This is a genomic window from Cryobacterium sp. SO1 (assembly GCF_004210215.2).
Classification (GTDB): Bacteria; Actinomycetota; Actinomycetes; order Actinomycetales; family Microbacteriaceae; genus Cryobacterium.
Window position 1 is genome coordinate 2,896,505 of record NZ_CP067394.1, and the last position, 24,593, is coordinate 2,921,097.

Sequence of the window (24,593 nt, forward strand, 5' to 3'; positions counted from 1 at the left end):
AGAACGAGCTCGTGGCCGAGCTGACGCGCACGACAGGCTCGCAACGCAGCGCGTTGGCGATGACCGGCGTCGCCCGTTCGACCTGGCAGTACCGGCTCAAACCCCGCGCCCGGGTTCCTGAGCCGGTATTGCAACAGGACCGCGCGTACTTGTCTCGAATTCCCGCGCCCGATCGGGTAACGATCGCCGCGAAGATCACGGCCGGCTGGAAGGTCGGGCATTCGGTCGATCACACGTTCGCGACCACCTGGGACGAGGGCGTCATGCTTGCCGGGCGCCGGTCGTGGTGGCGGATTGCCGCCGATATCGAAGACCAGAGCGCCCGCCCCGTGGTGCCCACCAAGCGCGGGTCAAAGACACCGCGGGAGACTCCGGTCCTGATCGCGACCGGGCCCTTGCAAGTGTGGTCGTGTTATGCCGACATTGTGATTATGCCGATGTTCGCCTCCGATCTCAGGTTCCTGGCGGTGAGCGGGCGAAAAAGGTCGGCATAATCACAGTGCCGCGAGGAATGTCAGAACGGCGTCCGTGGGCTGGTAACGACCCGACATCGTGACGCTGGATGGGGTGACTTTCGCGATCGCGGCTTCCTTCAAAGTCATGTCGGCGTGGAGGTAGATGTTCGTGGTGACGATCTGTTCGTGGCCGAGCCAGAGGGCGATGACGGTAGTGTCAACGCCGGCGTTGAGCAGTCGCATCGCGGCGGTGTGCCGAAGGGTGTGCATGCTGACGTGTTTGCCAACCAGCGAGGGGCATGTCGAGGCCGCGATGGTGATGTTGTGGTGGATGCGGTGTTCGATCGCGTCGCGGCTGAGGGAATGTCCGGTGCTGCTGGTGAACAGCGGGGCGTTCGGCGGGCCTGCGTTCTCGGTGATCCAACGTGTCAGAGCCGTGACGGTTGCCGTCAGCAGTGGGGTGCGGCGTTCTTTGCGGCCTTTACCGAGGCAATAGACGTGCGCACCCGTGCCGGTGTGAATGTCGGCGATGGTGAGGTTGAGCAACTCGCTGATGCGCAGTCCCGTCTGGATGGCGAGGGTGAATATCGCATGGTCACGGCGGCCGGTGCGGGTGTCCTGGTTGCAGGCGCCCAGTAGCGCGTCGGCTTCAGCGAGTTCCAGCCAGGTGACGGTAGTGCGGTGCGTCCGTGCCGCGGGGATCGCGAGGACGCGTTGGATGACCTCGGCATGCTCGTGGTGGCGTAGCGCCGCGAAGGCGAACAGGGAGTGGATCGCGGCCAGGCGGGTGTTGCGGGTGCGGACGCTGTTGCCGCGGCTTTCCTCCAGGTAATGGAGGAACCCGGTGATGGCATCGGCGTCTAGGTCGCTGATGTCGATGTCCGACGGCCTTTTGCCTGTCTGGGCGCAGATATAGCCAAGTAGCAGGGTGATGGTGTCACGGTAGGAGGCGATGGTGTTGCTGCTGGAGCGGCGTTGCGTGATTAGCCGGTCGGTGAAGAAGGCCTGCAGCAGTGGCGCGAGAGTGGTCACGACTGCACCTGCAGCCGGAGGGTCGCGCTCTGAAGCCGGTCGGCGGCAAGGCCAAGCAGCTCGGGAACGGCGCTGATATACCAATAGGTGTCCGCGGGCCTGGAGTGGCCCAAATAGATGGACAGGGCCGGCATCTTCGCGGCGACATCGGCGCCGTTGCGATACCAGCCCAGGAGCGTGTTGACCGCGAACGTGTGTCTCAGGTCGTGCATCCGTGGTTGTCGTTCCGCGGTGCGCAGCCCCGACGCCGTGGATGCCTGGACCCAGTTGTCGCGAACGGCCGCGTATTTCAGCCGCTGACCGGCCTGATCGGTGAAGAACGCGGCCGAGCGCACCCCAGTGTGGTCGTGCTGCTGGTCGTTGCGCCAGTGCCCGTAGCGTTCCAGGGCCGCGGTCGTGGTCGGATGCAGCGGGACCAGGCGCGGGTCTCGTCCCTTGCCCCGGCTGATCAGCAACACCCCAGCGTCCAGATCCACGTTTCTGCGATCCAGATCGATCGCCTCCCCGACGCGCAATCCAGTCGCGGCCAGCGCGGCGAATAGCACCGAGTAGGTCTGGGCTCGGCTGCCGCCCTCCAGAGCGGTCGCGGCATGGATCACCGCCGTGATCTCCGCGGGAGAGTAGATGTAGGGGTTTTTGCGATGGAGGGGATCGGAGAAGATCCCGCGGGGCGGGACCTCGTGGATCGAATCGAGCGCGTGCATGTAATCAGCGAAGCCGCGGACCGCCGTCATCCGCGTGGATGCTCGCGTCGCCGGCGGCGTCGTCACCCCGGCAGGCAGGACACTGGAGAAGGCGATCGCGTCGACGATCGTGATCACCGTGATGTCGTCGTTCACAAGGTGAGCGGCGAACTGGTGGAGCAGGTGCTCGGGCCAGTGCAGGCGGGCTCCGAACTGGCGGCGCAGGCGGATGTAGTCGTCGACGTTCTCCGCCCAGGTCATGCGAGTTCACCGCCGGCCGGCCAGGGCTGGGCTAGTTGTCGCAACCGCACCACATCGACCCGGGCGTAGTTTGCTGTCGTCGCCGGATCCTCATGGCGCAGCACCTGTCCGATGCCGGCCAACGGCACTTCAGCAGCGACCATCGCTTCGGCCAGGCCATGCCGCAACTGGTGGGGCCCAAACGGCTCCAAATGCGCGCGGGTGCATGCGCGGGTCACGATCACCCAAATTGCCGGAGAACCCAGCCGGTTTCTCGGCGCGCGCAGGCCGCAGAACACTTCCCGGACGGACGCGTCCGCCGAGCGGGCGTGCATCAGATAATCGACCACCGCAGCGCCGACTTCCGCCGGCAATGGAAGGTATTCGTCTTTGGCTCCCTTGCCGCGGATGAGGACTTCACCGACGTGCCAGCGAATGTCGTCCAGTTGCATCCCGGCGACTTCCCCGGCGCGAAGGCCCAGCCTGCTTAGCAACATGATGATCGCGTATTCTCGCCGCCCCGCTGCGGTGCTCCGGTCGCAACTGTTCAGGAGGATCGCGATTTCTGCCGCGCTGGCGCCCACCGGCAGCAAGGACGGCAACGGGTTCCGGATCACCAGCGTCGCGCCAGTCAGATCACGGTCCAGTTCCCCGGTGACGAAACAGAAGCGCAAAAACGACCGCAGCGCGTAACCGAACTTCTTCACCGACGCCGGCGCCCGCCCCACGCCCTCGTCCAGCAACGCCCTCGTCACCTCGGCGCCACCAAGCGCGGTGAACCCGTCAGGCGGAACATACGCGGCCAAAAAACGCCGGATCCGCACGACATACGCCGACGTGGTTCGCGCCCCGATCCGACGCTCCCGCAACAGGTAACGCTCGAACCGCACCAGTACCACCGGATCCTCCGGCAGCGCCGCAGCTTCTGCCGCCTCCGCAGGGATCGATCCGGACAGCGCAAGCCATCTCAGCAAAGTTCGTAGGGCTCTGCGGGTGAATAACGCCGTGTGGGTCGCTTTGCGCTCGACGAGAAACGCATCAACTTGCCCCACGCTCAGATCCGCGAGGACAATCCCCTCATCCTGGAGCCAGTGGCTGAAATGTGCCAGCAAATAGAACTGGTTCACAATCGACACCGGCGTAAACCCCAGCCGCCGCAGCTCGACCTCGAATCCCTCCCGATGTTCTACCAATTGGCCCTGGACCTGCACTCGCGCCGCCGCACCTGTAACCGCCATCAGATTCTCCCTGCCTGCTCAATCGTTGAGAAGACAAGCCGATCACCCGGCAGTGATTATGCCGACCTTTTTCGCCCACTCACCGCCGGGAACCTGAGATCGGAGGCGAACATCGGCATAATCACAATGTCGGCATAACACGACTTATGCCGACGTCGGCATAAGTCGTGGGACATTACCGATCTGCGCTGCCCGTGGCGGGGCAAAGCGTTCAAGGCCTATTCGATCATCGACATCTACTCGCGAAAGATCATGGGCTGGCGCGTCGAGGAACGCGAGAGCGACCAGCTCGCCGTGGAGATGTTCGAGGCCGCGTTTGCATTACACGGCACCCCAGATTTCGTCCACGCCGACAACGGCCCTGCAATGCGCTCAGATGCTCTGGCCGTGCTCCTGGTCACGCACGGCGTCACGAAGACCCACAACCGGCCCTACGTCTCCAACGACAACCCGTTCTCCGAGTCCGAGTTCCGCACCATGAAGTACCGACCCAACTACCCCGGCACGTTCGACGATCTCCAATCCGCACGCGACCACGTGGCCAACTACGTGCCCTGGTACAACACGAACCACCGGCACTCCGGGATCGCGTTGTTCTCGCCCCAGCAAGTCCACGACGGCACCTGGCGACACGTGCACCGCATCCGGGACCGCGCCCTCCAGCGCTACCACCACAAGCACCCCGAACGATTCCACGCCAGACCGACAACCCCGACACCAACAAACACCGTCGGCATCAACATTCGCAAAGAAACCGTCAAAATCTAACCCAAGTGACTCCACACAGCTTGACATCGCGCGGACCTGAACAAATATCGAGAATCCAACTCCGCTAGTTCCGTGAGTAGGCTCCGCTGCACGAGAGGGCCAAAAGTCGAACCACAGTCGATGAAAAGGTCGACGTCCTGGGGCGAGAGGCCAGTCGCGGCAAGTAGACGTTCCAGGTGAGTGTCGTCAAGCGACACCCATTCCTCAGGGGCAATCCGGATGCCGACACCGCGCCCGTATTTTTGGTGCAGCTTTCGCACAGCGCCAAGTGCGGAAGAGGCGCTAAAGGGAGTCACCAGCGGCACAAGCTCGAGCCCGAGCACATTCGACTCCTCAACGATCCAAGTTAGAGGGTCTACACCACCAAAAATCGACTCGTCGGAATCGAGAAGACTAACATCAACGAACGCCACAGCCGAGCCTAGGGAATCACGGTATTTCTTCGGAAACGATTCGAAATGTTCACTTAGCGATTTGGCATACTCGTCACTCTCGAAATCCCAGGAACGGCCCGGGACAACTAGGACCGGAGTAAATGCGGATCGCGCCGCCGGCGACAGCTTGGAAATAGCACTCAACTCTCCACGGCGGGCCAGGATAAAGGGACGGTAATGCTGCATGTTTTGCTCCAAGGATTGATACTTGAAGTCTCATGGGGAGTCGCGGGAGCCACCAGCCCACGTTCGAGTGCCACCTCGAAATACGTCGGTCGCCTTCCGCGAGGTAGTCAACACTCGAGGATCGAGTCCGAGCCTGGCACGGCTGTCACTTTTCCCTGGCGTATGTCTACGTCCCAGAAGCCCGAGTCGCAAAGTACTCGTAGAGACTTGACTCGATGGGGCTGGCAAGGGCAAGAGTCATCGAGACAACGTCAAGGTCGTGGCCGCCACTTCTAGACATGGTCGTCTGTCGAGCGTCCTGTGACATCGCTTTACCGAGGTAATAGAAATCGGTGCCTTCTGCATCGTCTTTCTTTGCGAACACGTGAAGCGGAAGCCGATTTTCCACAATCGACTTCACTTCGGAGCTCGCGAGAGTGCGGCGGCTGCGCGTATACCAGGTCAAGGTCGATGGATTGAGGAACGCGTCTCCGTAATTCGTGCTCTCTGACACCTCATCGCCTTTGTGGTAGGTGACGAAAATGGGGCAACTGTTCGAGAAAGTGTCGACCTTATAGCCATAGATCGTGCTCTGCTGGTTCGATTTCCAGTTGAGGAGCCGGCACACGTCCTTGCGTGAGTATCGTTGGCCGACTTCGAGCAGTCCCGTCCACTGGTATCGGTGCCGGGCCAGATATAGCCCGGTGTCCACGACATCCCGCACCTGATCGCGGAACATCGATTCTTTGTCCCATGCTTCGGAAAAGCCTTCGCCCAGGCGATAGAATCCGTCCCGGAGGGTGACGATTGGGGAGGAACCGTACTTTGCGACATCCGCCTCCGTGAAGAATGACAGGCTCAGCAGAGCGTGCACTGAATCGAGCGTCGCCGGTTCGCTGGACAGATCGTTCTCCCCCAGCAATGCCTTGAATTCTTCAACCATCACTCCGTTCGGGGTGAACAGTAGTTCATCGAGGAGCAGAAGCTCGTGTGGGCGCTTGCCGTTCAAGAGCTCCCCCGAGAGAAAGGTCAGAATAGCGTTCTCGTAAGCGCCGGCCTCGACGTTGGCCGCCCCAACTTTGCACAGGAACCGCCAGTAGTTTTTCTGCTTTGTCGCGATGACAACCGGGTCAACCAGGTCGAAACGAGCGAAGTCGAGTAGCGCCGGCGGACGACCCAGTCGGTTCTTCAGCTCGAGGAAGGACTTCTTCAGATTGGTCATGCTGTCGAGGGTCGTGGTCGCAAGGGACGCAAAAACCCTCTCCCTCGATATCTCATCGAAGTTGACGCTTGACAGCCCTGCAATCGCGCCCGCTTCCTGGGCGTCGATGATCTTCTTACGAATTGAGTCCTTGTTCAGCGTGCTGTCGCCGAACAGCGCAATGGGGATCAGGTAGTTGTTGTCGTAATTGCCGATGAAGTCGATGACCACGAGGTGATCTTTTCCTGCAGCCTTTCGAAGTCCGCGTCCCAGTTGCTGGGTGAACACGATGCTGGAGAGAGTCTGCCGGAGCATGAGCACTTGATTCACCGACGGGATGTCGATGCCCTCGTTGAAGATGTCTACAGTCGCGATGTAGTCAAGCTCACCCCGCTCCAACATTTGCACAACCAGCTCGCGTTCTTCAACCGAGTCTGTGCCGTTTAGTGCGCGGGTGCGCAGCCGGTGTCCATGAACGTCCCGTTGGTTCAGAAGAATGACGAGCTCGGCAGCCTCAGCGTTCTTGCTGCAGAAAATCAGCCCTCGAACTGGAACGCCAGCGTGGCCGTAGCGTTCGATCGTCGACACGAGATGATCCACCCTCTCGGAGGCCACAAGCCGACGGAGCTCTGCCACTTCATCGATGACCTCGCCGTCCGCCTGAACAAAGTCGGTCACCCCGTAGTAATGGAACGGCGTCAACATGTCTGCCTCAAGGGCCTTCTGGAGACGAATCTCATATGGCACGTTGTAGTCAAAAAGCTCGAACACGTTGAAATCGTCGGTGCGCTCGGGCGTCGCGGTCATTCCGAGGAGGAAGTCCGGCTTGAGGTACTCGATCAGACGTCGGTAACTGGCGGCACCGGCACGGTGGACTTCGTCGATCAGGACATAGTCAAAGGCTTCGGGCGAGATCGCTTCGAGATTCTCTGCCCGCGTCAGCGATTGGATCGAAGCAAAGACGTAGCGGCGGTCAAGTTCTTTCTTTGACCCGACGAACTTGCCAAAGTCGCTATCCGGGGCTCCTAGTACTCGCTTGAACTCACTGATTGCACGGTCGAGGATCTGTTCACGGTGCACAACGAACAACATCCGCTCCGGTGAATAAGCACGTACATCCAGGGCGGAGAGGATCGTCTTTCCAGTCCCTGTCGCAGAAATGACGACAGCTTTGTGCTCGCCCGCATCCCGCAGCGCAGCAATGTCAGCAAGTGCTTCAACCTGCATTGCATTCGGGAAAATCATTCCGCTCGGTGGAAGACCACCCGACGGTTCAGTCCCGCCGGGAACGGCGCGAGAACCCTGAGGTGGTGCCGCCCAGGTCAACGCATACACGTCAACCCAGGCCCGGGTGAGAGCAGCTGAAGCGTCAATATGTGCTTGAGCCGCTCGCTTCAGCTGCTGCACGATGTCACCGTCGGGAAGAGCGGAGAAGCGCAGGTTCCACTCGTGGTTCTGAAGCAGCGCGCGTTCGGTCAGGTTTGAACTGCCCACTATGGCTGTGGTGCTGGATTTCTGCTCGAAGATGTAGCCCTTGGCGTGGAAGCCTGCAGCCGAATCTGGGTGCACGTAGACGTCGATGCCCTCTAGGTTCAGCAGCTCATGGAACGCGGCTGGTGAGTTGAATCCGAGGTAGGTGGAGGTGATGATCGTGCCGGTACCGCGAAAATCGAGGAGGGCCTGTTTGAGCATGGCGATAGCGCTCGGCGTGATGAATGCGACGGAGAACACGAATCGTTCTGAGCGCTTCAGCTCATCGCGAATGGCCCGAAGCATCGTATTGCCGTCGGTGTTCGAGACAAGGGTGGGATTGAATAACTGATCGGCCTCGACCTGTGAATCCAGGAATCCAAACGTGTTGTCGCGGGTTAGCTGCGTGCTTGTCGAACTCAAACCCGAAAGTCCTTCATGACCCGTTCCACAGCAGGTACGTCAGCGGGAGCCCAATCAAGCTGGTCTAGCTCGGTGGCCTGTACCCAGCGAATTTCTGAGTGCTCGGTCAGGCGGGGTTCAGCCCCGACCAGCGAGCAGTAGTACGTCGTGAGAATCACGATCCCAAAGTCATACTCGTGCTCCGTGGTTTCGACGTGCTCGCCGATCTCTGCCGAGCAAAGCAGCTCTTCGTCCAGCTCGCGGAGCAAAGCTTGCTCGGGCGACTCGTTCTGCTCAATCTTGCCCCCCGGGAATTCCCACATGCCGGGCAGCGACATTGTAGAGCTACGACGCGCCGCAAGAATTGTCTGACCCCTGGTAAGAACAGCACCGACGACATTGATTCTCTTCTTCACAAGTGCACTCCGTTGCTTGGCCGTCGATGCGTAGTGTCAGCTTAGCTAGCGACGTGCTGGAGGATGCTCACCAGTTGCCTTCGAAAAAGCACGCCAAGGATTGGGCAACCCACTCGCTCCCCCGTGGTTCTCGTACGAACGTCCGTGATGGGACCCGCTGATGCGGGAACGATTCTCGGTTCGCGGATCAGCACCTTGGCGATTTGACTAGTGCAGCTGACCTCTCCGATTCAATTCCTCGATTGCTGAAAACCGGATGTAGGTCTCTGGGTCGTTATCCGCGAGGTACTGCAGAGCCTCATCCGGCACTTTCGGGTTATCGTAGGTGAGCCGTGCTCTAACGAATTCCTTCTTGTCGCGTGCAGCATCGATAAGAATGTCAATGGGAACGTTGGTGTGGCCGACGACCATTTCGCGCACATACCTGTCACCATGCTGGAAAAGTGAGGCAAGGATCTCGACCGTTATCTCTGGTTTAGCGGCGATTGCCTGTAGGACGTAAGCCGCTTTTTTCCAATCCTCGCTGACCACTTCCATGACATAGGAGAGCGTCACCACTGAGGTGTTTTCATGTTCGACGAGCATTGTAGTCATTGCGAGATAGTCCATCGCGAGCATGTCTGTAAATTCGGAGTCAACGTCCGCGAGTCTTGCGAAGCTGTCCAACTCCTCAGTGGTCGTTTCGTTGTTCTCGAGGAATTCTGCATACCAGTCCTCGATATTGTCGACGGTACGCGGCGCGGGTTCTCGGGGTGCACGACGTTTGATCATCTTGCCAAGCTACTGGAGTGGAAGCATTCACCCATGGATCCGCTCGCGAATTGCTGAACCTCCCGGTTCGAACATTTACGGCCAGCTTCCAGATCACTGGTTAAACAGCGGGCCGGTCAGCAATGTCTCTCGACTGTCCGATCGAGCCAATACACTTCGGGGGAAGACGCCGCGATGCCTTATGCCGCATTTCAAGGGGGATTTCTGTGAACCAGGCTGAACACCACTCCGTTGTTGGAGATGGGCTTGCCCTACTGATCGACGGTTTGTCGCCGTTCGTAGACAAGATATTCGCAGCGGCCCTCCCACCCGAAGTGGAGTGGACGTCGATACTCGAGCGCAAGGACAATCTGGCCGGCCGCCGCGGCGGGGTCTATTCGAAGCGGGATCTCTCGCTCCTGCTGCGCGCCCTTACCGAGCGGCTGGGCGAGCTCGGGTTTCCGTTCGACCGCGAGCTTCCCCGACAGGGCCAGACCTACGCGAGTGAACTGCGAGAAGTGCGCAACCAGTGGGCGCACAACCAGGAATTCACCGCCCAGACGGCATACCGCGCCCTCGACTCGGCCGAGCTTCTGCTCCGTATGATCGATGCCGATGCCCCGGCCGCGGAACTCGCAACGTTGAAGCAACGAGTACTTCCCGTGCGCCCGGCCGCGCCCGCTGAACCGCAAGAATCGGGTCCGCTAACCGCTCCGGTTGTGGCACCAGAAGTGCTCATCACCGAATTCCCCCCTGAGGCCTCGGCCACAACCCCAGCATCGGCCACGATCACCATCCGTTCGTTGCCCTTCCTGAGCTGCGCGATGGCACACTGCCGAATTCCAGTCGTTGATGAAATCGTCGTGGAGAATCTGGCCGGCGAAACCCGCGGAGCCTCCCTCGAGGTAGACGTCGTGAGTGCCGAAGGCTCACTCGGCGGGCCGAAGGTGCTCCTCGTGGACCTTGGAGACAAGCAGACGACGGTCCTCCGCACCGTTGATCTCGTTCTCGATCCGGCCCGCATGCTCAGCGTTGATGAGCAGCGCCCCGGACTCATCCGCGCAACGTTGCGGAACAGTGCAGGCGTGCTTCTCGCCGAGACTTCGGTCAACGTGGAGATACTCGCCTTCAACCAGTGGGTGGCAAATCCGCTCAACCTCGGTCTCGAACTACTGGCTGCGCATGTACAACCGAATGCTGCCGTGATCGCACCGCTTCTGACCGAAGCCTCCGACCTGCTCAAAGAGCGCACTGGCAACTCCTCGCTCTCTGGCCACCAATCGGAGAGCGAGGAACGTGTCGATAACACCGTCGCCGCAATCTACGACGCGATGCGAGCCCGCGACATCCGCTATGCGGAACCGCCTGCAAGTTGGGGCTCCAAGGGTCAAAAGGTTCGCACGCCCGCCGAGGTACTGGAAGGAAGACTCGGCACCTGCCTGGACACCACGGTCACCCTTGCGGCCGCGCTGGAGCAGGCCGGCATCAACTCGACGCTGTGGACTCTGAACGACCACATCTTCATCGGCTATTGGCGCATCGACTCATCGCTGGGTGCACCAGCGCTGACTGACGTGGCCGACATCGTTAATCTGGTCGACCTCGGCGCTATCGGACTTCTTGAAACGACTTTTGTTACCGGCGGCACCGACTCGCGTACCTTCGCCGATGCTCGGCGATACCCGCACACCAAGCACCTCGACGCCGGACTGGAGAGGTTCCTCGGGGTCACCGACATCCGCCAGGCCCGCGAGTCCGGGATCTTCCCGCTTCCCAGCCGTTCCTCGGGCGCCGACGGTGAAACCATAGTCACCGTTTACCAGCCCGGTGCCGGGCCGACCATTGCGCCGTACTACGCGGCACCTTCGGGCGCCACCGCCGAGGGCACGGCCGTGCCCGCCCGCGTGGCCCAGTGGAAGAACGCCCTGCTCGACCTGAGCCTGCGCAACAAGCTGATCAACTACACCGATCGCTCCGGATACCCGCTCGCCGTACCGGCACCGGCTGTTGCTCGGATGGAAGACGCAATTAGCGCCGGAACCCCGATCACCCTGGTGCCCTCCGACGCCGTGCCCACCATCGACCGGGCTCGCGGCGTGCGCTATGGACGGGATCTCTCCGAGACCGCCCGGGAGCTCATGCTCGCCGACAAGAAGAGCGCCTTCATTGACATCACTGAAGCCGCGTACACGACCAAGCTGCGCTACCTCGCCAACAAGGCGAAGACGATCATGGAAGAAACCGGCGCGAACAACCTGTACCTTGCGTTCGGGATGCTGCACTGGAGCTTCAACGACCGTGAGCTCCGTTCTCCCCTCGTGCTGGTTCCCGTCACGATGGTGACCGCGAGCCGCGGAAACTCCTACCGGCTTACCGTGGACGAAACCGGGGCCTCCACCCCCAATTACTGTCTGCTCGAGAAGCTGCGCCTGAGCTTCAACCTCGAGATTCCGGGCCTTTCCGACCCGACCCAGGACTCCTCGGGCATCGATCTGCCGGCGGCGTTCACGGCCGTGCGCGAGGCCATCGCCAAGGCTGGGCTTCCGTTCCGGGTTGAGGAGTCCGTGGACCTGTCGATTCTGCAATTCGCCAAATTCCGGCTCTGGAAAGACCTGGACGAAAACTGGGAGATCCTGTCGCAGAACAGCCTCGTCTCCCACCTGATCAACTCCCCGCTGGAGGCCTACGCCGATCCCGTGCTGACGGCACCGAGCGTGGATCTTGATGAGCTGGGCGGGTCCGTACCGGTACCGGCGGACTCCTCCCAGCTGGAGGCCGTCGCCGAAGCTGTAGGCGGACGCACCTTCGTGCTCGAGGGCCCTCCGGGCACCGGCAAGTCGCAGACGATCACCAATCTGCTCGCCCGCTCGCTCGCGGCCGGCAAACGAGTGCTGTTCGTCGCTGAAAAACGTGCCGCCCTGGATGTGGTGAAGAAACGCCTGGAAAGCGTCGGGCTCGGTGACTTCTCCCTGGATCTGCACGACAAGGGCGCCCGACCGGCTGCCGCTCGCGCGCAGATCAAGGCGGCGCTCGACCTGCGCGTGCGGGCCGATGAAGCTGCGTTGCAGGCCAACCTCGAGGCTGCCCAGTCGAGTCGGCGCAGCCTCGCCCGGTACGCCGACCGCCTGCACGAATCCAACGCCGCCGGGCTCTCCCTCTACAGTGCCCGCACGCACGAACTCACCGCGGACCCGGGCATCACCGCGCTGGCGATTCCGGCTGCTCTCGTGGCCGGAAGTACACCGGAGATCTTCACGACCCTCCGCAACGTCCTCCGCCAGCTCCCCGAGTTCTCCGATCTGGCCCGCCCGAGTGCCGCGCACCCGTGGGCGTTCCTCGACGAGCGGCCTGGCTCAACGCTGGACCCGGTCGCGATTCATGCCGCCGCACGCGAATTCGACGCTGCACTGGTCGACGCGCAGGAGGCCGGGTTCAGCCTGCAGGCACTGAGCCGGTTGGCGACTGCTGACGCGGTCAGCGGATGGCGGGATCTGGCGCGTGCGCCGCGGCATCCCTTGCCCGTGGTTGACACGCTTCACAGCGACGCCTGGCAGGCCTACCTGGCCGCGCTCGAGAGCCACCTCGCCTCGATTGTGGCGTCGACTCCGGAGTGGCGGGAGAGCGTGAAGCCAACCGTGCTCGCGCGGGACATTCCGGCCATCCATGCAGCGGCCCTTGCGGCCGATCAGGCTGGTTTCTTCGGTCGCAAGAAGAAGCGTCGAGCAGTGCTGGCGCAGCTCGGTGACGACCTCATCGTCGACACGGCCAGCGTGCCGCTCAAGACGCTCTCCACGCTCACTGCCGCGATAGCCGCCTCTCATGCCGAAGCCGTGAGCATTCGTGAAGCCGCGCTCAAACTCCCCCTCCCGCTCGTGTCGCCACAGTGGAATCCGTTCATCGCCGAACAGGCGGACGACGTCTCCGTCACCCTTACGTGGTTCGGTTGGCTCGGCGACACGCTGAGCCCTGCCGGCGACCCGCAGATGACCGATCTGCGGGAGTACTACTCGTCGACCGCCACAGGAGCTGACGCCGATCAACTCGCTCGCCTGGCCGCCGCGTGGAACCAGCTCACCACGGTGGCGTCCCTCCGGCCGGACGATGTTCAACGTTGGTCGAGCACAGACGGCTTCATCGCCGCCTGGTGGGCGACTCGTGCGCCCCGCAACCTCGACACCAGCCAGCCCGTCGTGTTGGAGCGCTGGCTCGATCTGGTGCGCCACATCGAACCGCTCCGCCGTCACGGCCTCGACGACGCCCGTTCCGCCATTCTGGCCGGAAGCATCCCTGCCGACGATGCGGCACTCGCCTTCGACAAGGGTGTGGCCATTGCGTCGATCTCCGAACGAGAAGACGCAACCGCGCTGAACGACTTCGATATCGCCGCGCACAACAAGACCATTGGCCGCTTCACCACGAGCACCCAGGCCGTGCGCGCCGAACTCCCCCGCGGAATACCGGCCGAGGTGCTGGCGCTGCGCCGGTTCGACACGAATCTGGCCTCCGGTCAGGTCGGCGGCCTTCGCCGGCAGCTCGACCGTCAGCGCGGCGGGATGAGCGTGCGGGCGCTCTTGGAGAACTATGGCTCCCTCATCACCCAAGTGATGCCGTGCACGCTCATGAGCCCCGAGTCCGTGGCCCGGTTCTTCCCGGCGCAATCTGACCTGTTCGACATCGTCGTGTTCGATGAGGCGTCACAGATTCGAGTGGCGGATGCCATCGGTGCGATGGGACGCGCCGCATCCGTTGTAGTGGTGGGCGACAGCAAGCAGATGCCACCGACCAGCTTCGCTGAAGCAGGCAGCAGCATCGACGAGGAATCGGAGTCCGCCCCCGACGTCGTGGTCGACGAGGAATCAATTCTGACCGAGTGCGTGCAGGCTCGGGTGCCGAGTAAGTGGCTGTCGTGGCATTACCGCAGCCAGGACGAGTCGCTGATCGCGTTCAGTAACCACAACTACTACGAGAGCCGGTTGTCTTCCTTTCCCGCCCCGCTGCAGGGCGCCTCGCACACCGCAACAGACGGGCACGGCGTCTCCCTGGTGCGAATTGACGGTCAGTTTGAGCGGTCGGGCCGCGGCAAGACGCTGCGAACGAACCTCGCGGAGGCAACCGCTATCGTCGACGACATTCAACGCCGATTCTGGGCGTCCCCTCACGAGTCGCCGTCGGTGGGCGTCATCACGTTCAACATGCAGCAGCGCAACCTCATTGAGAACATGTTGCGCGACTGCGACGACCAACGTATCGCTGCCGCACTCGATGAGCCGGATGGCCTGTTCGTCAAGAACCTGGAGAACGTGCAGGGTGACGAGCGGGACAGCATCCTGTTCTCGATCGCGTTCAGTGCCAACGCGAGCGGCGTGGTGCCACTCAACTTCGGGCCGCTTTCTCGCGCGGGCGGTGAGCGACGGCTCAACGTGGCCATCACTCGCGCCCGTCGACAGGTGGTGCTGTACGCCAGCTTCGACCCGAGCGTGCTGCGCGCGCAGGACACGAGTTCGGTCGGTATCAAACACTTGAAGGCATATCTCGAGATGGCCGACAGCGGCACTGACGTAATGACAGACGACGTTCGCCGCCAGTCGATCGTCGACCACCACCGTGATGACATCGCCGCCGAGCTGCGAACCCTCGGTTTTCCGGTGCGCACGGATGTCGGGCTCTCCGACTTCCGCGTCGACATCAGCATTGCCGATCCCGCAGAGCCGGAGCGGCCTCTTGTCGCGGTACTCCTTGACGGCCCGAGTTGGCGAGCGCGGCAGACCGTGGCGGACCGGGACGGCCTGCCCATCGACGTCCTGCAGGGAATCATGCGCTGGCCCGGAATCGAACGCGTGTGGTTGCCCGAGTGGCTGCACAATCGTGAGGCGACGCTATCTCGGCTCGGCGCAGCCGTAGCTACAGCATCGGAGAAAGCACAGCAACACACCGAGGAGGTGCCGACGGCTGTTCGGACCGGTCAGTTGGCTGCCACAGTTGCGTCGGCGTCCCCGGTCTCCAGCGCGTCAGCTCGGCAGCCGGACCTCAGCATTCGGTCAGCGCCGTCGACACGACGTGCGCCCACCCGCGAGAACCCGCTCATCCACCAGTTCAGTGCGTGGGCGCCGCGTGCCCTCGGTACCGTGAGTGTGCTTGACGATCTGCCCAGGCAGAACGCGGCGGGCAAAGTGCAGTCCGCGATCCGCTCCGCAGTGGCGGCGGAAGGCCCCATTCATAGCGCCCGGCTAGCGAAGCTCGTCGCCGGCGCGTTCGGTCTGGACCGGGTGAATCAAACGCGCGCGGAGGCTATTCTGCGGTGGGCCCCGGCAGAGCTGCGCCCGTCTGCGGGCGGACCATTCCTGTGGCCGGCGGATGTCGACCCAGCCGCGTGGCACTTCGTCCGTCGGGCGCCCCTGGGCGATTCACGCCAGCTCGACCATGTGCCGCTGATCGAGATCGCGAACGCGATGAGGATCGTGGCGGAGGCTGCCGCCGGTATCGAAGAAACGGAGTTGAAGAGAGAAGCGCTCTCTTTGTTCGGCAGCCGTCGTTTGACGGACGGAATCAACGCGCGCCTCGACCTTGCGCTGGCCGCCGGAATCGAGACCGGGCGTCTCAAACGCACGAGCTCAGGAATGCTGGTAAGCGGCTTGTGATTTGGACCCGCGCAGGGCTCGAGACCGAGGGTTTCGACGGGTTCGTGCCGTTCGCCGAGCTGCCCGGGACCTCTGTGCCCGCCGACCCGGGCGTCTACGTGGTGATTCGCTCGTCGATGTCGCTGCCTGCGTTCAACGTTGAAAGCACCGCTGGCTGGTTCAAGGGCAAGGAACCATCCGTTCTCGTCGAACTTCTGCAAGCAGCGTGGGTACCGGATGCCGTCGTGCTCTACATCGGGAAGGCGAGCGCCGGCGCGACCGGCCGACGCGGACTGCGCAAGCGACTGGACGAATATCGTCGGCACGGAGCAGGAGAGCGTGTGGGCCACTGGGGCGGCCGATACCTCTGGCAGCTCGAGGACAGCGACCACCTGCTCGTCGCCTGGAAGAAGACTCCGGATGCTGAGGCCGAGAACCTGGAATCCGCGCTGATTGGTGACTTCGTGGCGCACTACGGCGTTCGTCCGTTTGCCAACCGCAAGGCTGGGCGATCGATCGATGACAGTGTCGAGAAGAACGGTCGGGCGCTGGAGTAAGCCTTCCTGGGGAGCCATTCGAAGCCAGGCACGATGTGAGTTCTTGCTGGCGACATCACCAGCGATTCAGGCGCGCTCGAGCAGGGAGCTCAGTCCCGCTTCGCTCACGACCGGGATGCCATAGTCCCGGGCCTTCCGCGCCTTACCCGACAGGGAGTCGGGGTCAGCGGCCACGAGCAGCCGGGATTTCTTGGTCACTCCGGCGCCCGGCCCGAATCCCGGGTGGGTGAGCTCGGCGTGCCAATCGGCGCGCGGACGCTGCATTTCGCCCGTCAAGACCACGATGTCCCCTGCCGTCAGCATGAAGCGTGCCAGCGCGTCGTCGGAGACCGCGACCACGGCGACCAGCTGGGGCGGGTGCATCGCCGTGGCGACGGCCGAGGCAGGAAGTCCCAGGAGCTGCGCAACCGTGATCAGGTCAGCGATTTCTCCTTCGGTCAACACTGCGTCAGCCCAGGCGAGGGCTACGAGGTCGGCGAAGTAGCGCTCGTGCAGAGCCACGCAGGTGCCGCGGTTGATGCCAAGGTCTTCAGCGAGCTGCACGAGCGCCAGCGCTTCATGGGACGAGAGCTCCCTTGTCCAACAGGCACAGGTCGAGGAGCGCAAGATAGTCCAGTTGCTCGTCCGGGCCAGCGAATTCTGGCATCTTCAGGGTGATGCGGTCCAGCCAGGATGCAGGGGTGATGGGGCCGGCCGGCAGGACGTCGTCGCGGGACACCCACACCGCAGGGTCGCCCGGGAAGGGTGGCCATGGGGACGCTGCCGCTGCGTCCAAATGCAGCGCCCAGACCGGCGCATCCGGGTCGTCGGCAATGTACGCGCCCAGCAGGTGCACGGTGGCAACGGCATCGGCGAGAGCGCGGTGGGCGTCGACCAGAGGGATGTCGTACGCCGCGCAACAGTCGGACAACTTGCGGCCAGAGCCCGGGAGGAAGTCGCGGGCGAGCTGCATCGTGCACAGCCCAAGGGGTTCCAGGTCGCCGCCGTAAGCGAGCCGACTCAGTTCTGCCAACAGGAAGCTCGTGTCGAAGCGAGCGTTGTGCGCCACCAGCACGCGCCCGGAGAGAAGTTCGATCAGTTGCGGCGCGACGTGCGCGAAGTCCGGTGCCTGCATGATGTCGGCGGCGCGGATGCGGTGGATGTCCTGCCTGCCCAGATCTCGGCCCGGATTGATCAGCGTGTCCCAGCTGCCGGTGATGCGACCACTTGGATCGACGTGGACAACGGCCACCTCGATAACCCGGTGGCTCGACTTGGCGAAGAGGCCGGTGGTTTCGAAGTCGATGACCGCGTAGCCCCTGGCGCTCGAATCAAGGCTGTGCGACATAGTGCGTCCGTTCCCCCGTGCGCCTGAGGCATCGGGGATGATGGCGGCGTCGGCTCAGCTTTCCAGGGAGTTGGTGCTCTGTCCACTCCCCAGTGGTGGTGGGTGCGAAGGGCTTCTCGCTGAGCGTGCGCCGTGCGGTCGATCACTCTTCCCAGATCCACGAACAGGTAGATCGTCCGGGTTGACTTCCCCGGCGCCGGCCCCGGTTGGGGGTTGGTGCCAAGCCACTCGCTCCTGAAGGATGAAAGAGCGCGGGTGCGCCGCCTAGGGGGAATTCCATGGACAGATCTACGCAGCCGTGTGCCCGCTCAAGGACTCATGGCCATGGTGCTCAACTCTCAGACCAGCGGCGATCTGGCGCCGTCGCCACGGCCTGGAATGATTCGCCTCAACGAAGAAGCTCGGCCTTGGTACACGGGTGCGATCGGCGAACGCCGGGTGGGGAGACTACTGGCTGAGCTCGGGCCCGACTGGACTGTGCTGCACTCCGTGCCGGTTGGCAGCGGTACAAGCGATATCGATCATGTCGTGATCGGCCAGCCGGGCGTATTCACGATCAATACGAAACACCACCCGGGCAAGTCTGTCTGGATCGGTGGAAAGGGAATGCTGGTCGGTGGTCACCGGGTGCCATACATCCGCAACGCCATCCACGAAGCCGAGCGCGCGGCTACCCTGCTTTCGGCAGCGAGCGGAATGACTGTACCGGTGACGTCCATAATCACGCTCGTGGATGTGTCGAACGTCGTCACGAAGAGCCCACCGGATGGCGGCGCCGTCGAATTGCACATCGTGACAGAGCGCCGACTTCTCCAAACCCTCACGACTTGGCACAAGAAGCCTGAGCAGCATCAGGACGGAGTCGCGATCAACACCGCATTCGAAGCGCTGCATGACGGTGTCGCCGTGATGGACGCGCACATCCGCCGCCGCGCCTACTGGGTTGGCCTAGCGAAGCGGCTGGTGCCAGTGTTGGTCCCATTCGTTGCGGCCGCGATTTTCTATCGGTCGTTCGCCCGCTGAGTGCCTGGCGGCAACCGCGCCGTCATCATCGGGCATCCAAGTTCTCGAGCGCAGCCTGCAGGGTGGAGGTCGCGTCGACGCAGCCGGGCAGCGCCGCGAGACCCGCGAGGGAAGGCGTGAGTCGCTGCCCACCGACCGACGCGGAAACGCTGGCTTTCTCCCGCACTGCATTAGCTGGCACTTCGTATCCGGCCAAGATCTCGTAGGTCTGGGCCGCGAACACGACGAAGATCGCGGCGTCAAAGTCGGGGCGACATCCGCCACACGTTCCGCGGGCATCAACACGGGAGCGGGGCTTCGCAGCATCTAGGGTGAGCATCATGGGGCGAACACGGGCACGTCGATGGATGGGCATGGTCGGGATTCCGGTCGCGGTGTTGATGGGCGGGTGCACAGCGACCTCAGATCCGGAGCCGCCACCCACGGCCGCCACCGCGCCTCCGACCGGGGACGCCCAGGCATCCGATCTCAGTAAGTTCGAACAGCAACTGCCGCTCAGCGGGCAGTTCGTCTCCCAAGCAACAGCCACTGAGGGCACCGTCGACATTGAGCGCCGCAATGATGGGTCAGTCTGGGTCCTGCTCGAGGACTTCCACACCGGGGACGCCGCAGATCTGCGTCTCTATCTGAAGGAGGATGCCCTGCTTCAGGATGCGGACGGCTTCTGGGGCTCCGCCGAGGGCGGTTACGAGATCGCGGTGATCGACCCGGGCGCCTCCACCCAAGAGATCGAGGTCCCCGGGGCCTGGGACATGCCGGCGATCCAGTCGCTCACCGTCATGGACTACACGCCGCCCGATTTCCCTGCACTGGGTTCTGTCACGCTCGACTGATCGCTGCAGTCGCGCTGCGGCCGACCGACGGTCACGGGCGCGCAGCATCCTAGGCTCACACGTATGGCCCTCGACATCACTGCTGCGTATGCCCGGCGTGCGGTGGAGTACGCCGAGCAACTCGGCTCGATGACATCGGTGCATCCAGCGGATCTGCAGCTGGTCACCGGGTGGGCCGAACGGCTCGACGGCCCGGTGATCGATGCCGGCTGCGGGCCGGGGCACTGGACGGGGTATCTCGCCGAGCGAGGAGTGAACGTGCGGGGCGTCGACCTGGTGCCGAGCTTCATCGACCACGCCCGGCGTGCCTATCCCAAAGGGTTTTTCGCGGTCGGCGACCTCGGCGCGTTACCGGAGACGGCCGGCACGGTGGCGGGCGTTCTTGCCTGGTACTCGCTCATTCACCACAAGCCCGGCTCCCTCCGGGGCGCTCATGCCGAGTTCGCCCGGGTGCTGCGCCCGGGTGGAGAGCTCCTGCTCGGCTTCTTCGAAGGCCCGGCGGTCGCGCAGTTTGACCATGCCGTCGCGACCGCGTATTTCTGGCCCGTCGACGCTCTGAACGACGAGCTGCGCGCCGCTCACTTCGACATCATCGAGACCCACACGCGCACCGGGCCCGGGCATCGGCCACACGGCGCGATCCTGGCTCGAGTTTGCGCCCCAGAGGATGCCGTCGTCCCTCGATAGTCGAGCTGACCCCAGCCTGCGCGCACCTATCCAGCTGCGCTCGGCCTGGGCACGGGGTGGCGCAGCTCCGCCGTGTCGGGGAAGCGTCACCGCAGGCGATGGACTACTGGACACCGACTGAAGGGTAGCGCCCACCACTGAGGGCGCCGGACACGAGGGTCTGAACGAGCTCGTCAGCGTTGTAGTCCGAATCGTGGGTCGCTCCGATGCACAGGTTCCCGATGCCCTTCAGGAGGCTGTACCCGTTCAGGGCCATCTCGTGCTCTGGGATGCCCCGGCCAGCACGGGCCGCCTCGAGGAGCGTGCCGCAGACCGGTACGAGCCGATCGACGAAGTACGCGTGAAGCGCGTCTGATCCGGCGTTGTCGCCGTGAAGTGCGCCGGCGAGCCCGTGCTTGGTCACCAGGAAATCCACGAACAGTGCCACCCATTCGCGGAGGGCCACTTCAGCGGTCTGCTCGGCGAGCAGCCTCGGCCCGGCTTCCGCGCACGCCTCGACCTGGTGCCGGTACACCGCCACGACCAACTCCGACCGGGTGGGAAAGTGCCGGTAGATGGTGCCCATCCCGACACCCGCTTTCGCCGCTATTTGGCGCACGGGCGCGTCCACGCCGGACTCCACGAACACTTCCGCGGCCGCATCGAGCAAGGCCTGAGGGCTTCGGCGCGGGCGGCCCACCTGCCGGGGTTCGGCGGGGGGCCCCGGCGAGTCCTGCGTGTCGATCATGTTCCCCTCGCCATCGTTCTGCCCGCTCTTGCATTACGGAGCGTTGTTCCGTATTGTTACGGAGCGGCGCTCCGATAACTAGTCTTTCAGAGCGCACCACCGAAAGGAAATTACTGTGACCTCATCCATCCTTAGCGCCCTCGACCGTATCGTCGGCGGCGGCACCCCGGTCGCGTCCGTGGCTCCCGTGACCCTGTCGGCTCCGGGCCGCGCGGTTGCGCTGCAGGTACGCATCTCCGCCCCGGTAACCGGCAGCAACCTGCCCGTGGTGTTGTTCTCGCACGGCAACGGGTGGAACCTCGACGGATACGCGCCTCTCACCGCGTTCTGGGCATCTCGCGGGTTCGTGGTCATCCAGCCCACGCACCTGGATTCGCGTCGTTATGGGTTCGGTTTCGACCACCCGGTGTTCCCGACGATCTGGACCGAGCGGATCGCGGATCTCACGCGCGCGCTGGACCAGCTCGACACCATCGAAGCCGCCGTCCCGGGCCTCAAGGGGCGACTGGACCGCAGCCGCGTCGCCGCCACCGGTCACTCCTGGGGAAGCCAAACCGCACAGTCGCTCCTCGGCGCGCGGATCGTCGACGAGGAAGGCCATGTCGGTCAGGACGGGTCCGACAGCCGCGTGAGCGCGGGTATTCTCTTTGCTGCAACGGGGCTCGGCGGTGACGACCTGCACCCGTTCGCCCAGGCGAACTTCCCGTTCATGCGCCCCTCCTTCCAGGAGCTGACCACATCGACCCTCGTCATCGCCGGCGACCACGATCAGTCCAAGATGTCCAGCCGCGGACCCGACTGGTTCACCGACGCGTACACCCACAGCCCCGGAGCCACCGACCTCCTCACCCTGCACGGTGCCGAGCACGGCCTCGGCGGGATCGTCGGATACGAGGTGGCCGAGACCACCGACGAGAACCCCGAGCGCGTCGCCATCATCCAGCGTCTGAGCACCGCCTACCTTCGAACCGCTCTTCACGTCGACGAGAACAGCTGGCCCGCCGCCCGCGCCGCCTTCCGTGACGGCACCGAGTCGATCGGCCAGGTCGACAGCAAGTAGGGCGACGGCTCACGGCACGGGGGCGGATGCGCGTACTGCCCAGCAACGGGGCACTCCCGACGACCAGTCCGGGCCCGGTCGTTGGGAGGCCGTTACCTTGCGCTCTCTCGTCGACCGAACGACGGAGTAGGACCATGGCACTCATCGACAACGGCATCTACGTGACTGGGCAGCGCACCTCCAGCCCGCAGAGCCTCGTCGAGACCTACCAGCAGTTACGCGAATGCGAGGGGATGGCCTGGATCGGGCTGTACCGGCCCGATGCGGACGAGATCCGCAGCGTCGCCGACGAGTTCTCGCTGCATCCGCTCGCCGTCGAAGACGCACTCAAGGGTCACCAGCGGGCCAAGCTCGAGCGGTTCGGCGACACCCTCTTCGTGGTGCTGCGGCCGGCCTGGTACCTGGACGCCGAGGAGCGGGTGGAGTTCGGCGAGGTGAACGTGTTCATCGGGCCGGGCTTCGTCGTGACGGTGCGGCACGCCGAGAACCCCGACCTGGCCAACGTGCGCCGGCGGATGGAGTCGAACCCGGCCCTGCTCGCCCTTGGGCCCGAGGCGGTGCTGCACGCCGTGCTCGACGAGGTGGTGGATGCGTACGCCCCGGTGGTCGCCGGCCTGGAGAACGACATCGACGAGATCGAGAACCAACTCTTCGGCGGCGACCCGTCGGTGTCCCGGCGTATCTACGAGCTGCTCAGCGAGGTGATCGACTTCCAGCGTGCCACCGGGCCGCTGCGCGGCATGCTCGAGGCGCTGCTGCGCGGCTCGGAGAAGTACCAGGTGGACGTGGAGCTGCAGCGCTCCTTCCGGGACGGGACGTGCTCGACCACGTGCTGCGGGTCACCGAGCAGGCCGACTCGTTCCGGGCGCTGTTGGAGAACGCGCTCACCGTGCACGCCACCCTGGTGACCCAGCAGCAGAACGACGAGATGCGCCGCCTCTCGGAGGCCGGCCTGGCGCAGAACGAGGAAACCCGGCGACTGTCGGAGGTGGGCCTGGCGCAGAACGAAGAGGTGAAGAAGATCTCCTCCTGGGCAGCGATCCTGTTCGCGCCAACGCTGGTGGGCACGATCTACGGGATGAACTTCGACAGCATGCCGGAGCTGCACTGGGAGTTCGGCTACCCGGTGGCGGTGGCGGCGATGGGGCTGATGGGGTTGGGGCTGTGGGGGATCTTCAAGCGGCGCAAGTGGTTGTAGACAGTTCTACGCCGTTGGCCCGACGACGAGCAGGGTGGTCTTGCACCGCGGGCAACGTCCGCAACCCAGGAAAGGGCCGCGCTTGCTGGTGCGGTTGACCATGAATCCATGGCCGCATTTGGGGCACACGGACGACCCGAGGGCTTCGCCAATAGCGTTCGTCCGCGGTACGCCGTGGTCGCCAATCAGTTCCATCAGGAACGGTGACTCCCGCTTATTGACAGTGAACAGCAGGACCGCCCGGCGAGCGCGGGTCATCGCCACATAGAAGAGCCGTCGTTCCTCGGCCTGCCTGAAATCCTCGGCGGCGGGCATCGCCATGCGCAGCACCGGGTCGTTTGGGATGGTGCTCGGGAATCCCCACTTGCCCGAAACCATGCCCGGGATCACGATGTAGTCCGCCTCGGCACCCTTTGACCCATGGATGGTCATGAACGTCACCTAGCCTTCCTATACGTGGGATGGGTTCCGATACGTGGCATGATGGTTGGATGGAAGCCAATCCTGCTGGTGCCCGAACGCTGGAACGTGGACTCAGCCTGCTCGATCACGTCGCTGCGGGCGCAAATCGTCTGGAAGAGATCACTCAGGCGTCAGGCCTGAGCCGCTCCGCAACCCATCGGATGCTGACCTCATTGGTGGGAGCCAGGTATCTCCGCCAGGGGCCTGACCACAGGTATCATTTGGGCATCAAGCTGCTTGAGCTCGGCGCCAAGGCGGAGGCGATGATCAGCCTCCCCGACGCCGTGCAGACTGTTCTTGCCGATGTTGCCAAGACAACTCAGGACACTACGCATCTGGGCATCCTCAGTGGTAACGATGTACTCTATTTGGCCAAGGCGCGCGGGCACCGGGGCATTGAGATGGCGTCCCGGCCCGGGGCGAGGCTGCGGGCACAGAATACGGCCATGGGCAAGGTCCTGCTGGCTCAACGTAGCAATGACGAGGCCATCAGCACCTTCGATGCTGCCGCAGTGGCGACGCCCCGGTCAATCCGAGATGTTGGTGCCTTCCAGGAAGCACTGGACCAGGTGCGGGCCTCCGGTTATGCATTGGACGATCAGGAGAATGAGCTCGGCATCACGTGCGTGGGCATCGCCATCCCCGATCTGCTGGGTGAGGTCGCGGCGGCTGTGTCCATCTCATCCCCCAGCGTCTACATGAACCCGGAACGGATCCAATCTCTCGTGGCGCTGCTTCGGGATGTGCAGCCTGAGCTGAGCCGGTGCCTGCCGCCAGGATTCGAGAGGGCCTGGATCTGAGGCGAGAACCTGCCGTGCCGCGCGCCTCGACGGCGGCCATGGCCTGAC

General features: G+C 63.6%; 21 protein-coding genes and 1 pseudogene. 10 read left to right on the plus strand and 12 right to left on the minus strand.

All coding sequences use genetic code 11. The features are described 5' to 3' along the window. The first annotated feature begins 11 nt into the window (after positions 1–11). Complete coding sequence (locus BJQ95_RS13670; RefSeq protein ID WP_256041386.1) at positions 12–494, plus strand: hypothetical protein; 483 nt, start codon at positions 12–14, stop codon at positions 492–494. Here BJQ95_RS13670 and BJQ95_RS13675 read toward each other — a convergent pair whose 3' ends face one another. From BJQ95_RS13675 to BJQ95_RS13685, 3 genes are read right to left on the minus strand one after another with little or no spacing between them, the layout of a single operon-like run. Further along, positions 495–1,487, minus strand: a complete 993-nt coding sequence (locus BJQ95_RS13675; protein ID WP_130178296.1) for a tyrosine-type recombinase/integrase — start codon at positions 1,485–1,487, stop codon at positions 495–497. Then, the gene (locus BJQ95_RS13680) at positions 1,484–2,431 is read right to left on the minus strand and encodes a tyrosine-type recombinase/integrase (RefSeq protein WP_130178295.1); all 948 of its coding nucleotides are present in this window, start codon (positions 2,429–2,431) and stop codon (positions 1,484–1,486) included. Before BJQ95_RS13680 ends, BJQ95_RS13675 begins: the two co-directional genes overlap by 4 nt. Beyond that, positions 2,428–3,648 carry a tyrosine-type recombinase/integrase gene (locus tag BJQ95_RS13685; RefSeq protein WP_130178294.1) on the minus strand — a complete coding sequence of 407 codons (1,221 nt, stop codon included), beginning with the start codon at positions 3,646–3,648 and terminating at the stop codon, positions 2,428–2,430. The genes BJQ95_RS13680 and BJQ95_RS13685 overlap by 4 nt, the downstream gene beginning before the upstream one ends. Positions 3,649–3,831: 183 nt before the next feature. On the opposite strand from BJQ95_RS13685, the gene BJQ95_RS13690 reads away from it, so the two are divergent. Beyond that, positions 3,832–4,416 (plus strand): transposase, encoded by a 585-nt coding sequence (locus BJQ95_RS13690; protein ID WP_370688393.1) that lies wholly within the window; start codon positions 3,832–3,834, stop codon positions 4,414–4,416. Here BJQ95_RS13690 and BJQ95_RS13695 read toward each other — a convergent pair. The 4 genes from BJQ95_RS13695 to BJQ95_RS13710 form a co-directional block, all read right to left on the minus strand. Continuing rightward, the gene (locus BJQ95_RS13695; protein ID WP_130178423.1) at positions 4,413–5,036 is read right to left on the minus strand and encodes a hypothetical protein; all 624 of its coding nucleotides are present in this window, start codon (positions 5,034–5,036) and stop codon (positions 4,413–4,415) included. The genes BJQ95_RS13690 and BJQ95_RS13695 overlap by 4 nt on opposite strands. Positions 5,037–5,202: 166 nt before the next feature. Further along, positions 5,203–8,109 carry a DUF3427 domain-containing protein gene (locus BJQ95_RS13700; RefSeq protein WP_130178424.1) on the minus strand — a complete coding sequence of 969 codons (2,907 nt, stop codon included), beginning with the start codon at positions 8,107–8,109 and terminating at the stop codon, positions 5,203–5,205. Then, the gene (locus BJQ95_RS13705; RefSeq protein WP_130178425.1) at positions 8,106–8,504 is read right to left on the minus strand and encodes a (deoxy)nucleoside triphosphate pyrophosphohydrolase; all 399 of its coding nucleotides are present in this window, start codon (positions 8,502–8,504) and stop codon (positions 8,106–8,108) included. Before BJQ95_RS13705 ends, BJQ95_RS13700 begins: the two co-directional genes overlap by 4 nt. A 207-nt stretch (positions 8,505–8,711) precedes the next feature. Further along, the gene (locus BJQ95_RS13710) at positions 8,712–9,275 is read right to left on the minus strand and encodes a hypothetical protein (protein ID WP_130178426.1); all 564 of its coding nucleotides are present in this window, start codon (positions 9,273–9,275) and stop codon (positions 8,712–8,714) included. A gap of 122 nt (positions 9,276–9,397) precedes the next feature. Between BJQ95_RS13710 and BJQ95_RS13715 the strand changes: the two genes are divergently transcribed. After that, positions 9,398–15,892: a DUF3320 domain-containing protein gene (locus tag BJQ95_RS13715; protein WP_130178427.1), complete on the plus strand. Its 6,495-nt coding sequence runs from the start codon at positions 9,398–9,400 to the stop codon at positions 15,890–15,892. Then, on the plus strand, positions 15,889–16,428 hold the full coding sequence (locus BJQ95_RS13720) for a hypothetical protein (RefSeq protein ID WP_130178428.1): 540 nt from the start codon (positions 15,889–15,891) through the stop codon (positions 16,426–16,428). Before BJQ95_RS13715 ends, BJQ95_RS13720 begins: the two co-directional genes overlap by 4 nt. Before the next feature lie 66 nt (positions 16,429–16,494). Here the strand turns inward: BJQ95_RS13720 and BJQ95_RS13725 are convergent, their stop codons facing one another. Both BJQ95_RS13725 and BJQ95_RS13730 read right to left on the minus strand, forming a co-directional pair. Beyond that, positions 16,495–16,971 (minus strand): hypothetical protein, encoded by a 477-nt coding sequence (locus BJQ95_RS13725; protein WP_240694836.1) that lies wholly within the window; start codon positions 16,969–16,971, stop codon positions 16,495–16,497. A gap of 13 nt (positions 16,972–16,984) precedes the next feature. After that, a complete protein-coding gene (locus BJQ95_RS13730; protein ID WP_240694837.1) occupies positions 16,985–17,755 on the minus strand; it encodes a PolC-type DNA polymerase III in 771 nt (256 codons plus the stop codon). Positions 17,756–18,079: 324 nt separating this feature from the next. On the opposite strand from BJQ95_RS13730, the gene BJQ95_RS13735 reads away from it, so the two are divergent. Then, positions 18,080–18,778 carry a nuclease-related domain-containing protein gene (locus tag BJQ95_RS13735; RefSeq protein ID WP_165384977.1) on the plus strand — a complete coding sequence of 233 codons (699 nt, stop codon included), beginning with the start codon at positions 18,080–18,082 and terminating at the stop codon, positions 18,776–18,778. A 25-nt stretch (positions 18,779–18,803) separates the two neighbouring features. On the opposite strand, the gene BJQ95_RS13740 is transcribed toward BJQ95_RS13735, so the two are convergent. Next, positions 18,804–19,100, minus strand: a complete 297-nt coding sequence (locus BJQ95_RS13740; protein WP_130178430.1) for a hypothetical protein — start codon at positions 19,098–19,100, stop codon at positions 18,804–18,806. Between BJQ95_RS13740 and BJQ95_RS13745 the strand changes: the two genes are divergently transcribed. Both BJQ95_RS13745 and BJQ95_RS13750 read left to right on the plus strand, forming a co-directional pair. Then, positions 19,099–19,611, plus strand: a complete 513-nt coding sequence (locus tag BJQ95_RS13745; protein ID WP_256041387.1) for a hypothetical protein — start codon at positions 19,099–19,101, stop codon at positions 19,609–19,611. The two genes, BJQ95_RS13740 and BJQ95_RS13745, sit on opposite strands and share 2 nt — an antisense overlap. A gap of 63 nt (positions 19,612–19,674) precedes the next feature. After that, a complete protein-coding gene (locus BJQ95_RS13750; protein WP_130178432.1) occupies positions 19,675–20,298 on the plus strand; it encodes a class I SAM-dependent methyltransferase in 624 nt (207 codons plus the stop codon). Positions 20,299–20,401: 103 nt separating this feature from the next. Here the strand turns inward: BJQ95_RS13750 and BJQ95_RS13755 are convergent, their stop codons facing one another. Further along, positions 20,402–21,025, minus strand: coding sequence for a TetR/AcrR family transcriptional regulator (locus BJQ95_RS13755; RefSeq protein ID WP_130178433.1), 624 nt, complete (start codon positions 21,023–21,025; stop codon positions 20,402–20,404). A gap of 115 nt (positions 21,026–21,140) precedes the next feature. Here BJQ95_RS13755 and BJQ95_RS13760 point away from each other — a divergent pair, with 115 nt between their 5' ends. Together BJQ95_RS13760 and BJQ95_RS13765 are read left to right on the plus strand one after the other, a co-directional pair. Next, the gene (locus BJQ95_RS13760) at positions 21,141–22,085 is read left to right on the plus strand and encodes a chlorophyllase (RefSeq protein WP_130178434.1); all 945 of its coding nucleotides are present in this window, start codon (positions 21,141–21,143) and stop codon (positions 22,083–22,085) included. A 134-nt stretch (positions 22,086–22,219) separates the two neighbouring features. Continuing rightward, a pseudogene (locus BJQ95_RS13765) lies at positions 22,220–23,283 on the plus strand (magnesium and cobalt transport protein CorA). Positions 23,284–23,289: 6 nt separating this feature from the next. On the opposite strand, the gene BJQ95_RS13770 reads toward BJQ95_RS13765, so the two are convergent. Next, entirely contained in the window at positions 23,290–23,715 is a 426-nt protein-coding gene (locus tag BJQ95_RS13770) for a 3'-5' exonuclease (protein WP_240694545.1), read from the minus strand. Between the two features lie 59 nt (positions 23,716–23,774). Here BJQ95_RS13770 and BJQ95_RS13775 point away from each other — a divergent pair, with 59 nt between their 5' ends. Further along, positions 23,775–24,545 (plus strand): IclR family transcriptional regulator, encoded by a 771-nt coding sequence (locus tag BJQ95_RS13775; protein ID WP_165384821.1) that lies wholly within the window; start codon positions 23,775–23,777, stop codon positions 24,543–24,545. Positions 24,546–24,593 lie beyond the last annotated feature (48 nt).